10 protein-coding genes are annotated in these 12,970 nt (G+C 42.3%); 5 read left to right on the forward strand and 5 right to left on the reverse strand.

The genetic code is table 11. From position 1 onward, the window contains the following. Positions 1–33: 33 nt before the first annotated feature. The 4 genes from areA to areR form a co-directional block, all read right to left on the reverse strand. A complete protein-coding gene (areA, locus tag KCV09_RS02950; protein WP_212515497.1) occupies positions 34–1,014 on the reverse strand; it encodes a benzyl esterase AreA in 981 nt (326 codons plus the stop codon). A gap of 83 nt (positions 1,015–1,097) precedes the next feature. After that, a complete protein-coding gene (gene areB / locus KCV09_RS02955) occupies positions 1,098–2,213 on the reverse strand; it encodes a benzyl alcohol dehydrogenase AreB (RefSeq protein ID WP_212515498.1) in 1,116 nt (371 codons plus the stop codon). A 27-nt stretch (positions 2,214–2,240) separates the two neighbouring features. Continuing rightward, a complete protein-coding gene (gene areC, locus KCV09_RS02960) occupies positions 2,241–3,695 on the reverse strand; it encodes a benzaldehyde dehydrogenase AreC (RefSeq protein WP_212515499.1) in 1,455 nt (484 codons plus the stop codon). 249 nt (positions 3,696–3,944) lie between these two features. Continuing rightward, on the reverse strand, positions 3,945–5,747 hold the full coding sequence (gene areR / locus KCV09_RS02965) for a sigma 54-interacting transcriptional regulator AreR (protein WP_212515500.1): 1,803 nt from the start codon (positions 5,745–5,747) through the stop codon (positions 3,945–3,947). A 283-nt stretch (positions 5,748–6,030) separates the two neighbouring features. Between areR and benP the strand changes: the two genes are divergently transcribed. Continuing rightward, a complete protein-coding gene (gene benP / locus KCV09_RS02970) occupies positions 6,031–7,278 on the forward strand; it encodes a benzoate transport porin BenP (RefSeq protein WP_212515501.1) in 1,248 nt (415 codons plus the stop codon). A 37-nt stretch (positions 7,279–7,315) separates the two neighbouring features. Beyond that, positions 7,316–8,716, forward strand: coding sequence for an MFS family benzoate transporter BenK (gene benK, locus KCV09_RS02975; protein ID WP_119026484.1), 1,401 nt, complete (start codon positions 7,316–7,318; stop codon positions 8,714–8,716). Positions 8,717–8,768: 52 nt separating this feature from the next. Here benK and benM read toward each other — a convergent pair whose 3' ends face one another. Next, a complete protein-coding gene (benM, locus tag KCV09_RS02980; protein WP_212515502.1) occupies positions 8,769–9,683 on the reverse strand; it encodes a benzoate utilization transcription regulator BenM in 915 nt (304 codons plus the stop codon). A 293-nt stretch (positions 9,684–9,976) separates the two neighbouring features. Here benM and benA point away from each other — a divergent pair, with 293 nt between their 5' ends. The 3 genes from benA (at position 9,977) to benC (ending at position 12,957) form a co-directional block, all read left to right on the forward strand. Further along, positions 9,977–11,362, forward strand: coding sequence for a benzoate 1,2-dioxygenase large subunit BenA (gene benA / locus KCV09_RS02985; RefSeq protein WP_004946713.1), 1,386 nt, complete (start codon positions 9,977–9,979; stop codon positions 11,360–11,362). Further along, the gene (gene benB / locus KCV09_RS02990) at positions 11,359–11,868 is read left to right on the forward strand and encodes a benzoate 1,2-dioxygenase small subunit BenB (protein WP_004936940.1); all 510 of its coding nucleotides are present in this window, start codon (positions 11,359–11,361) and stop codon (positions 11,866–11,868) included. The genes benA and benB overlap by 4 nt, the downstream gene beginning before the upstream one ends. Before the next feature lie 72 nt (positions 11,869–11,940). After that, a complete protein-coding gene (benC, locus tag KCV09_RS02995; RefSeq protein ID WP_212515503.1) occupies positions 11,941–12,957 on the forward strand; it encodes a benzoate 1,2-dioxygenase electron transfer component BenC in 1,017 nt (338 codons plus the stop codon). Positions 12,958–12,970: the final 13 nt, after the last annotated feature.

Here is a 12,970-nt window from a genome sequence, read left to right on the forward strand (position 1 = left end):
GTTCTTAATAAGAACCTTTTTAATTAAAAATGATTATTTGGCTTGTGTATTGTTTTTTAACCATGCTCTTATTATATTGATTGTCTCTTTCGTTTTATTGAGTACGCCATACATTTCAAAAAAACCATGTACCACACCTTTTATTTCATGATATTCAGTATTTACTAAACTGCTTTTTAATTTTTCAAAATAAACACGACCCTGATCACGTAAAGGATCAAATTCGGCTGTTATAATTAATGTAGATGGAAGATATTGGTGACTTTGAGCGAGTAGTGGCGAGGCAAGCCATTGATAAGCAAAATCTTCATTTTTCAAATAGATTTGTATCATCTTTGACATTTGTTCGGCAGATAGAGGAGGGGTGTGTTTCTGTTCTTCAAAGGATGGATATTTATTGTCATGTATTACGGTCAGATCAATACATGGGTAGATTAAAATTTGCCCTGCTAAAGAAGTTCTATACGTTTGTTCTTTAAAAGTGAGAGCAGTGATTGCTGCCAGATTGCCTCCTGCGCTGTCTCCTGCAACATATAAATGGTCTAGATGAATGCCAAGAGCAGATGCATGTTCAAAAATCCACTGTGTGGCATGAATCGCATCATGAGCAGCTTGAGGGTATGGGTATTCAGGCGCAAGACGATAGTCGACACTAATGACATTAACATCTAAATCGTTCACCAAATGTCGACAAAGTAAATCATGCGTTTCGATACTCCCTATACACCAACCTCCGCCATGGAAGTAAATCAGTGTTTCACATGATTCACTATGCTGGCGTTGAGTTTTGTACAATCTTAAGCGTAAGTTACCATCGTCTACTTGTATCCATAAATCTTCTACGTCTTGAAGTTCAGTGAATTGCCCCGCGACGTGAGGACCAAAATTGAGATACCAGTTTCTCATTTCATTGATATTTGGATCATTTAGAGTACCAATATCAAATGCAGGTGCACCTTGAGCTTCAAGCATTGCAAAAAAACTTGCCAGTTGTGGATCTAAACTCTGTAACATGTATTAAAAATCCTTTTTAAATCATTTTGATTTATTTACGATTTGAGAAGTGATGTCTTGTTCAAGACATCACTTCTCAATGCTTAACCAATTTTTAAAATGGGTTTGAGCGTGATGCCTTTATGGCTATCTATTGCCGCCTGATTAATATCTTTAAAATCATAGAACTTAACCAGTTTGTCGAACGGAAACTTACCTTGCTGATACAGCGAAACCAAAGCCGGAATAAACTTTTTCGGTACGCCGCTACCTTCTACAACGCCGATAATCGATTTTCCGCCAAGCAATAAATCATTCACGTCAAACGCTGCGGTCGTTCCTAAAGGAGGAGCACCCACCACTGCAATGCTGCCAAGAATACCGAGCGCATCGATCCCTTGTTTCAAAATTTCTGGGCGTCCAGTCGATTCAAGAGCAAACTTTACACCACCGCCTGTGATTTCCTTGATGGCTTCGACAGGATCTTGCGTTTTACTGTTGATGACATGAGTCGCACCAAGTTCTTTGGCTAACGCCAAACGAGACTCGACAATATCCACTGCAATAATAGTGGTCGCACCACATACTTTTGCAGCAAGAAGTGCACTGAGTCCGACTGCGCCTGCACCCCAAGTGACAAAGCTACTGGCAGGCGCGACTTTCAGCGCATTGATTGCAGCACCTGCACCAGTTTGTATGCCGCAGCCGAGTGGCCCCAAAAGTTCAAGCGATACATCTTTACTCACTTTTACGGCATTATTTTCACGGCTGATGGCGTAGGTTGCAAATGAAGATTGCGCAAAGAAATGATCATGAATTTTATGATGATCGTGCGTGCATACGGCAGAATGCCCATCTGGATCTCCACCACTGAAGTTTCGTCCAAAAAAATCCTGACAGTAGGCAGGTTGTCCGCTGCTACACTGCTCACAGCTTCCACAAAAGCCATAGCTGAGCACCACGTGATCACCTACAGCCAAATCTTTGACATTCGGGCCAATGGCTTCAATGATGCCTGAACCCTCGTGACCAAGTACCGCTGGTAATGGAACAGGATAATACTGATCGCGCACAATCAGATCGGTATGGCACATTCCCGTTGCTACAATTTTAACCAATACTTCATCGTTTTGAGGTTCACGAATCTTGAGCTGTTTGAGCTCAAAGTCTGCGCCTTTGCATTCGGTCACTGCTGCTGTGATTTCGGTAAACTTTGTCATTTCTGTACATCCTGTATGAGAAAAAAATTAAAATGGATAGTGTGGCGCCTCAGCCTGAATGGTCATCCATTGCCACTGAGTAAATTCATCTGGATTTGCTGGCCCACCAATTCGTGTTGCATTGCCAGATGCGCCAAATCCGCCAAATGGATTAATCGTTTCATCATTTACGGTCTGATCATTGATATGTAACAAACCGACATTTAGCTGTGCACCGAGTTGCATGGCACGCCCCACATTGGATGAAATAATGCCAGCCGAAAGCCCATAATCTCCCATATTGGCCAGTTCAATCGCTTGTTCATCGCTTGCAAAAGGAATCAGTACGGCCACTGGCCCAAAGATCTCTTCACTGAAAATTGGATTATCTGCTTGCACCTGTGAAAGTACGCTTGGCTCAAAGAACGGGCCATTCGCTTTACCTCCAACTTCAAGGGTCGCGCCGTGTTCAACCGCGGCTTGAACCAATGCTTCTACGCGCTTGCTTTGCTTTTCATTGATCAAAGGGCCAATGGTCACGTTTTGCTCTAAAGGATTACCCACCACAAAGCGTTTGACCTTTTCGATCACGCGTGCTTTGAGGGCATCGTAAATTTTTTCATGTATCAAGATTTTGCCAGATGTCATGCAAATCTGCCCAGAATGCAAAAATGCACCCCATGCAATATTCTCGGCTGCTAAATCGAGATCGGCATCGTCGAGAATAATCAGCGAGTTCTTGCCGCCAAGTTCTAACGAGACTTTTTTCAAAGTTTTGCCGGCATTGGCACCAATGATACGGCCCACCTGCGTTGAACCCGTAAACTGAATGCTGGCAATATGTGGATCGAGTGTGAGTGCCTCACCTGTATCGGCGCCACCTGGTAATACATGCAGTAATCCCTTTGGTAAGCCAGCCAGTTCAAAAATGCGGGCAATTGCGTAACCACTACACACCGCCGTTCGTTCATCTGGCTTAAGTACCACCGCATTACCAAATGCCAAAGCTGGCCCAACCGCACGAAGCGCCAAATAAAGCGGAAAATTAAAAGGTGAAATCACGCCGACCACACCCAACGGTAAGCGTTTGGCCAAGCTTAATTTACCGTTGCGACTCGGTAATATGTTCCCCTGATCTAGCTGCGGAAATGCAATACAGTTTTTAAGCATTTGAATGCTTACTTTCACTTCAAACTGAGCTTTGAGTGCCAGTGAGCCACTTTCACGTATCAGCCAATTGACCAGTTCATCTTGGTGCTCTGTGGCAATCTGTACGGCTTTTTCAAATACGGCTTGGCGTTCTAAATAATCGAGCGCCCACCACTGCCGCTGCGCCTTTTGCGCTTCTTTCGCTGCTTGAGCAACATCTGTAGGCGATGCAGAGCCTGTCTGGCCGAGCTGCTCACCTGTGGCAATTTCTACCACACCATAGGGTTGTCCGCTTTCAAACCAACCACCGTTAAATAATTTTTTGTTCCAAATTGAAGCATCAAGTAATGTCATATAGACCTCGTAACGTCCTGTTCGTGCTTTTTCGATAATTTCGTTCTTACGATTGTTTAAAATCACACAGACTAAAATCGTATGTGTAGTATCGATATCTCACCTATTGCAGGGAATGTGCCAATATTTAAATTATTGTTTTTATTTAATTAATTTTTAAATTTTCGGGTGGTTGTTCAGGGGCTGAACACTATTGAATTGTACATTGTCCAGAATCTGAACAATGTACAGTACTACTTTTAGGATTTATTACTGTAAATACTTATACAGTGTTGTTCTTGAGATATTGAGTCGCTTAGCGGCTTGAGAGATGTTGCCTTTTTCTTGTTGCAAAATGTCTAAAACGAGCTGTTTGGTCATCTGATTCAGTGAAGTTTGAGGCTTATTTGCTAGGTAGGATTGGGGCGTAACTTTTCGTTGCTGTGGTACATGTAAATGTTCAAGATGCGCATGTTCAAGAGAATCATGCGATATAAGCGCCGCAGAAAGTTGAATCACATGAGCCAATTCTCGAATGTTTCCGGGCCAATCGTAGCGCTCGAACTGTTCTTGAACATTGACCGACCAACTGTAAATTTTGGCTTTGGCCAGCAGTGTCTTAAAAATATCAATTTTATCTGGACGGTCTTTGAGTTGCGGTAACTCGATCTGATAGCCACATATTCTGTAATACAAATCACTTCTGAAGTCATGGTTGTCAATCATTGCCAATAGATCTTGATGGGTGGCAGAAATTAATTTGAACTGACTTTGAATCGGCTTATGACCGCCTACACGATAAAAAAACTGATCTTGTAAAACGCGTAATAATTTTGCCTGTAAATGTTTGGGTAAATCACCAATTTCATCTAAAAACAAAATGCCCTGATGAGCAAGTTCGATCAAACCACGTTTGCCTTTGGCACTTGCTCCTGTAAAAGCACCTGCTTCATAGCCGAAAAGTTCAGATTCAAGTAAGTGTTCAGGAATAGCTGCACAGTTAATCGAAATAAATGCCTGATCTTTTGCCGCAAATTCGTGAATTTGACGTGCCAAATGATCTTTACCTGAGCCTGTGGCACCCGTAATTAAAATGGGTACATCGGAATGCAAGATTTTGCTTAATTTGGCAATATCTTTGAAATCGGGTGTAGATGTGCTGAATAGGTGGCTTGTTTTTTTAGTTATTTGAGGCGTGTATAAACGTGCATAAAACAGCGCTTCGTCTTGACTACGTATAAATTGCGTCTGCTGCTCAAGTGAGCCGAGGGTACTGATCGAACTGAAATAGTTCGAAATGGGCTTATACAATAATTGATCGATAGACGTATTGAGTAAAGTTAGTGCCATTTGATTGGCTTTTTGAATCTGCCCCGTGGCATCAATTTCAATCATGCCAGTATAGGCTGTTTTTAATAAATCTTCTGAATGCTGAAAATAAAGTAGTTGATGCTGTGCTGGCATGTTCTTTTTTATTATTTCATTTTCAACCACATACCCCTGATAAAGCAGGTGTCTTAGCCAGTTACTGGCCAGTTGTTCACGATACGAGGTGATGTCCAGCGCGCCCAGTATTTTGCCCTGACCATTGAACACAGGTACAGATGCGCAGTAAAAGTCTGAGAATTCATTTAAATAATGCTGGTGGCCCATCATAATGATCGGCATCTGACTCAAAATACTACACGAGGGCGCAATACTGCCAAACTGTGCAATATCCAGAACTTGACCTTGCTTTAAAAAATGATAGGGCGAATGAGGGTCAGGATTTTGATATTCGGCAATAATTTTAAATTGGGTATTCAGGAAAAATGTACAAATATTCTGATGTTTAAACAGCGCCCAAATATCTTTCAAAATAGGAAAAACCGTTTCAGATAGACGAATATCCTCAGTGGTTAGGGGCTGCTGTGTCGAGGCTGGAACTGGCGTGAACGGGCTCAAGCCCGCTGCTTTGGCTTTATGCCACATCTGTAAAATGGTGGGATCAAGCTCGGTTTGTTCTGGAACTTGACCCGTTTTATAAAAATAATCTTTAACTTGGCACCAGTCACGACTTGATGAAATTTGCATAGTTTGAATCCTTCAAAAACAAAGAAACGTTGCTCGCGACTACATCCGAAACAACATCATCTTTTCATCGTCCATTGAATCATTTTTGACTATAGCAAAGATACTTTTTGAGTTGTGTATAAAAGTTGATTTTATAGATTTCAGGCGTTTCATCCGCATTAACATATCCTAAAGGTATGAATATATGTATTTTTGAATATCGACACACGTGATTAAAAAAAATAAATTAGCGATCAATAATTATTTTTATTACATGATCAGGATGATCTTTTGGGAAGGACCTATGCAATATTCAACAACGCGTCTTTATCAGTTTATGCTACGAATGGGGGTTACTTTTGGCATGGTAGGCTGTATCGGTGTGATACCGACAGTGGTCAATGCTCAAGATAACTGGACACTTAGCCTCAAAAACGCTTATATCGATCGTGATTATGAGGGCAATGCTGTCAAGGACACCGGTAGCTGGTCGCAAGGCGCTTCTTTATTTTATAAATCTGACTATTACAAAACACCCATCGATGGACTTGAAATTGGTGTGGATGGTTCAGTGCAATATGCGGTTCGTTTGAGTCATGACAAGGGTGTGGCAGATACCATTTTACCTTTTGATCCGGTAAGCCAAGAGCAGGCGCGTGATTATTTAAAATATGGTGGAACACTTAAACTTAAATATGATCAAACCGAACTTCGTGTGGGCGAGCTTTGGCCAGATTTACCCGTCACTGCGGTAGACCGTAGCCGTCAGTTACTGACTTCGTATCAGGGGGTTAGCCTCAATTCGAAACTGACCAGTAAGCTTACGGGTGAAATTGGAATAATTTCTAAAGTATCGCCACGTAACGAAGAAGATTTTCGTAAACTGACCTTCACCAAAAATGGCATCAAATACGTTTCGGACGGTTTAAATTACATCGATTTAAAGTATCAGGTTTTACCGAATTTAAAGCTTGAATATTATTTTGGTAATTTAGAAAATCTTTATAACAAACATTATCTTGGCGCAGATTATAGCTACAAGCTTTCGCCTGAGGCCTCGTTGCATACCAAGCTTAAATATTTTAATGCCAGTGAAGACAATAAAAATTACAACATCGATAGCCAAAACTTCGGAATTTTAGAAACTTTAAAGTACCGAAATCATACTGTTGGCTTGGGTTATCAGCAAATTGTGGGAGATGCTTACCCACTGCCAGATGGCTTTTTACCTGAAACCTATTTCATCAACTGGAACACCACAGGCTTCTTTAAATCTGATGAAAAATCAGTTCACTTTATCTATGGCTACGACTTTAAAGATTATGTACCGGGTTTAAATTTTACCTTTAAGCATGTGTATGGGTACGACTTTAAGACCGCAACAGGTCTGAAAAACAAAGAGCAAGAAAGCAACTTTATTTTGAATTATGCCTTTCAAAATCCAAAGCTAAAAGGCGTCGGATTCCAGTGGTTGTATATCCCGTATAAAGTCCGTTATGGAACGGATTTTAACGAAAATCGTTTATTTCTAACTTACACCAAAAAATTCTGAGTGCTTGGTGCTAAATCCTTATGGATGGAGGAATGTTATGTCTAGAGAAATTAATGTCAATCAGATGATTGACGACTCAAAGCTCACGCCGTTTCATTGGCGAGTGATTATACTCAGTACCCTCATTATTATTTTTGATGGCTACGATCTGGTAATTTACGGGGTGGCACTACCGCTTTTAATGAAAGAGTGGGCCATTGATCCGGTCACCGCGGGCTTTATTGGCAGTATTGCATTGTTTGGTATGATGTTTGGTGCCCTGATTTTTGGCACCATCGCCGACAAGCTTGAACATTTGGGTGTGAGCCGTAAAAAAGTCATTGCGGTCTGTATTATTTTATTTAGCTTGTGCACGGTATTGTGCGGTTTTTCTGAAACCACCACGCAATTTTCCATATTTCGCTTTTTGGCAGGTGTAGGCATTGGTGGTGTAATGCCAAACGTAATTGCACTGGTCAGTGAATATGCACCGAAAAAATTTAAAAGTTTTTTTGTGACCTTGATGTTTAGTGGTTATGCCATTGGCGGCATGACGGCAGCTTTTCTGGGCTCGATTTTAGTGCCGCTTTATGGCTGGAAAATCATGTTTATGATTGCCGGAATTCCATTGGTGTTGTTATTGCCTCTCATGAAAGTTTTGCCTGAATCGATTGACTATTTGGTTCGTAAAAAGAAAGATGAAACGGTTCGTTTTATTATGACCAAAATGGTGCCGTCGTATCAGTATCAGCCCGATCATGTTTTTGTACTGAACTCATCGAATCAAAATCAGGCACAAGCACCAGTCAAAATGATTTTTCAGGAACAGCGTGCGTTTAGTACAATGATGTTCTGGTGCTCAATTTTTATGACACTGATTATGGTTTATGCACTGGGGAACTGGTTGCCAAAACTGATGATTGAAGCAGGTTATAACCTCTCGAAGAGTCTCATTTTCTTGTTCTCTTTAAACGTGGGCGGAATGATCGGCTCTATTTTGGGTGGATATCTGGCGGACCGCTACAACGTCAAATTTGTGACCATGGGCTTGTTATTGCTGGGTGCGATTTCACTGAGTCTGTTGTCTTTCCAGTTTAGCAGTGTGATTTTGTATATCTTAATTGCATGTGCGGGCGCAGCCTCAATTGGTGCTCAAATTATGCTGCTGGCCTATATGGCAAAATTTTATGCCCCAAATGTTCGCTCTACTGGAATTGGCTGGGGGCTTGGCATGGGGCGTGTCGGCGCAATTTTAGGGCCAATCTTGACTGGGTGGTTATTGTCTTTGCAACTGCCGCACTTCTATAACTTTCTGGCACTGAGTATTCCTGCGGTTCTTGGTATTGTCACGGTATTTTTAATCAATGACCGACGTATGTATCAACCTGAACCGATCAGCCCGATTGCCAATCAAAACGACACCACTACGGTGAAAGTGAGCGAAGCAGTCTCGCATTAATCTAAAAAATTATAAAAACCCATCAGCACCTCACAGTCTGATGGGTTTTTTGTTACCAGTTCGGTGGCTCAGTAAAACCTTCATAGGCATATATCTGCCGAATCGTTTCGTACAACGAATAAATATAAGTGCTTTCCTCCATATTGCGCACGGCAATATAGATGGGCGTGATGGCATCGGGATCTAGAAGCGGCACATAGCTCAGATTAAAAAGCTGGATACTTTGCGTACTGGCCGGTACCAATGAAATTCCTTCACCCGCTGCCACTAATCCAAGCGCCAGTTGAACTTCACGGACTTCATTAACTTTGGTGGGTTCTAAGCCATGATCAGAAAAGATATTCATTACATGGGTAGAAAAATTAGGCTTAGGCGAGCTTGGATAAAGCAAAATTTTTTCATCAATCAAATCATTTAAATGCACGCCTTTATCTTTCATTTGATTAAGCGGATGGCTGGCATGTACGGCCACCATCAAACGTTCATTACGCAATAAGGTACGTTTAATGGCGGGATCACTGATTTTAAGTCGACCAAATCCGGCATCGATACGGCCTTCTTTTAATGCTTCGGTTTGTGCCTTGGTGCCCATTTCGTAAAGTTCAATGCGTAAGTTGGGGTGTGCCTGACGATACAAATGAATAATCCGTGGCAGTAAACCAAATAGGAGCGAACCCACAAATCCGATACGAATGGTTTTTTCAACCGAGGCAATACGCTTGGTCATGGAAACCATTTGATCGACATTCGACAATAGTTTGATGGCGTACTGATAAAAAAAGTGACCTTCAGGTGTTGTCTTGACGGGTCTGCTGCCGCGCTCTAAAAGCTGAATCCCCAATTCTTCTTCGAGATTTTGAATTTGTCGGCTTAAGGGCGGCTGTGCAATGCATAATTTGTCTGCGGCTTTGGTGAAGCTTTGCTCCTCAACCACCGCCACAAAATAGCGGAGATGTCTAAGTTCCATTTAAAAATACTCCATAGGTATTTTATTATACAAATAATGTGTTTGAACTTATTAAAACATTCTTTTAAGGTATAAACAAGCAAGAAAGACAAGAAGAAGGCAGGGGCTTGACCCATTAAATGCTTTCTTCAATTTGGAAAATTGAAAGCTGAAATGGATATTCGTTTTATTCGACGGTTCTGCCGTTAAGTAAACATTTTATGCGTTGCGTTGTTTAATTGAATGTTTGACTAAGCACAGCGTTTTGCTCTGGCCTAGACAAGTTTCTTATTTTGGAATGTTGGAGAAAGGATATGCCACGTATTCCCGTCATTAATACTAGCCATCTTGACCGAATTGATGAACTGCTTGTAGACAATACCGAAACAGGTGAATTTAAGTTACATCGTTCTGTATTTACAGATCAGGCACTTTTTGATCTTGAAATGAAATACATTTTCGAAGGAAATTGGGTTTACTTGGCTCATGAAAGCCAGATTCCCAACAACAACGACTATTACACCACCTATATTGGCAGACAACCGATTTTGATTGCGCGTAATCGCAACGGCGAACTTAACGCCATGATTAACGCATGTTCACATCGTGGTGCACAGCTGTGTCGTCATAAGCGTGGTAATAAGGCCACTTATACCTGCCCATTTCATGGCTGGACCTTCAATAACTCAGGAAAACTGTTGAAGGTGAAAGATCCAAGCGATGCCGGTTATTCAGATTGTTTTAATCAGGACGGTTCCCACGACTTAAAAAAGGTGGCGCGTTTTGAAAGTTATAAAGGTTTTTTATTTGGCAGTCTGAATCCTGATGTACCGTCACTGCAAGAGTTTTTAGGGGAAACCACCAAAATTATCGACATGATTGTCGGGCAATCCGATCAGGGTCTTGAAGTACTACGTGGTGTTTCGACCTACACCTATGAAGGAAACTGGAAGTTGACCGCAGAAAACGGAGCAGATGGCTATCACGTTTCGGCGGTGCACTGGAACTATGCAGCCACCACGCAGCATCGTAAAGAAAAACAGGCAGGTGACACCATTCGCGCGATGAGTGCGGGCTCGTGGGGGAAACATGGCGGTGGTTCATATGGATTTGAACATGGTCATATGTTGCTCTGGACACAATGGGGTAATCCGGAAGACCGACCAAACTTTCCTAAAGCAGCGGAATATACCGAAAAATTCGGTGCCGCAATGTCGAAATGGATGATCGAACGCTCACGTAACTTGTGTTTATATCCAAACGTGTACCTGATGGATCAGTTTGGTTCGCAAATTCGTGTTTTACGTCCAATTTCGGTCAATAAAACCGAAGTCACCATTTACTGTATTGCGCCTGTAGGTGAAGCACCCGAAGCGCGTGCACGCCGTATTCGCCAGTATGAAGATTTCTTTAATGCATCTGGAATGGCGACACCAGACGATCTTGAGGAGTTTCGTGCCTGTCAGGCTGGTTATGCAGGTATTGAACTGGAATGGAACGACATGTGCCGCGGATCAAAACATTGGATTTATGGACCAGACGATGCCGCTAATGAAATCGGATTAAAACCGGCTATTAGTGGTATTAAAACTGAAGATGAAGGCTTGTATTTGGCACAGCATCAATACTGGCTCAAAAGTATGAAACAAGCGATTGCTGCGGAAAAAGAATTTGCATCGCGTCAGGGAGAGAACGCATGAATGCTACAGCACTTTTAGACACCATCAGCATCGAACAGATTAGCCAGTTTTTGTATAGCGAGGCCCGTTTTTTAGATGATGAGCAATGGGATGACTGGCTTGAATGTTACGCACCTCAAGCCTCATTTTGGATGCCCGCGTGGGACGATAACGACCAGCTTACTGAAAATCCTCAAACTGAGATTTCGCTGATTTATTATCCAGATCGCCAAGGTCTTGAAGATCGAGTGTTTCGGATTAAAACCGAGCGTTCATCGGCGACCATGCCAGATACGCGTACGGCACACAATATTAGCAATATCGAAGTTGAATCACGTGATGGCCTTCAAGTCACAGTACGTTTTAACTGGAATACGCTCAGTTTCCGCTATAAAAACAGCTACAGCTATTTTGGCATGTCACGCTATGTAATCGATTTTTCAGGTGAACAACCAAAAATCTTGAGCAAGTATGTGGTGCTTAAGAATGATTACATTAATCAAGTCATTGATATTTATCATATCTAAATCAGTTGTACCTCAGTCAAACGGACACTTGACTGAGGGTTTATGAGTTTATATTTGAATAGGATTCCTGCCATGTCAAACCATCAAGTAGCACTTCAATTTGAAGATGGCGTTACCCGTTTTATTCGCGTCGCTCAAGGTGAAACCTTATCCGATGCCGCATACCGTCAGCAAATCAATATTCCAATGGACTGTCGTGAAGGCGCGTGTGGTACCTGCCGTGCCTTTTGTGAATCTGGCAACTATGACATGCCTGAAGACAATTACATTGAAGATGCACTCACCCCAGAAGAAGCGCAGCAGGGTTACATTTTGGCATGTCAATGTCGTCCAACTTCGGATGCTGTATTTCAAATTCAGGCATCTTCTGAGGTATGTAAAACCAAGATTCATCATTTTGAGGGCACGTTGGCGCGGGTTGAAAATCTGTCCGATTCCACTATCACCTTTGATATTCAGCTCGATGACGGTCAGCCCGATATTCATTTTCTGGCAGGGCAGTATGTCAACGTGACACTGCCGGGCACCACGGAAACGCGCTCGTATTCGTTTAGCTCACAACCAGGCAATCGCTTAACCGGGTTCGTAGTTCGTAATGTGCCGCAAGGTAAAATGAGCGAGTATTTAAGTGTGCAGGCCAAAGCAGGCGACAAAATGAGCTTTACTGGACCATTTGGTAGTTTTTATCTGCGTGATGTCAAGCGCCCTGTGCTCATGCTGGCTGGCGGTACGGGAATCGCACCGTTTTTATCGATGTTGCAAGTACTTGAGCAAAAAGGCAGTGAGCATCCGGTACGACTGGTGTTTGGCGTAACCCAAGATTGTGATCTGGTGGCGCTTGAACAACTCGATGTACTTCAGCAGAAACTACCATGGTTTGAATATCGTACCGTGGTGGCACATGCAGAAAGTCAACATGAACGTAAAGGTTACGTCACAGGTCATATCGAAAATGACTGGCTAAATGGCGGTGAAGTTGATGTGTATCTGTGCGGACCGGTTCCTATGGTGGAAGCGGTGCGAAGCTGGCTGGATACACAAGGGATTCAACCGGCGAACTTTTTATTTGAAAAATTCTCTGCCAACTAACTCAAAACGGAGA

This window comes from Acinetobacter soli (assembly GCF_018139125.1).
Lineage (GTDB): Bacteria > Pseudomonadota > Gammaproteobacteria > Pseudomonadales > Moraxellaceae > Acinetobacter > Acinetobacter soli.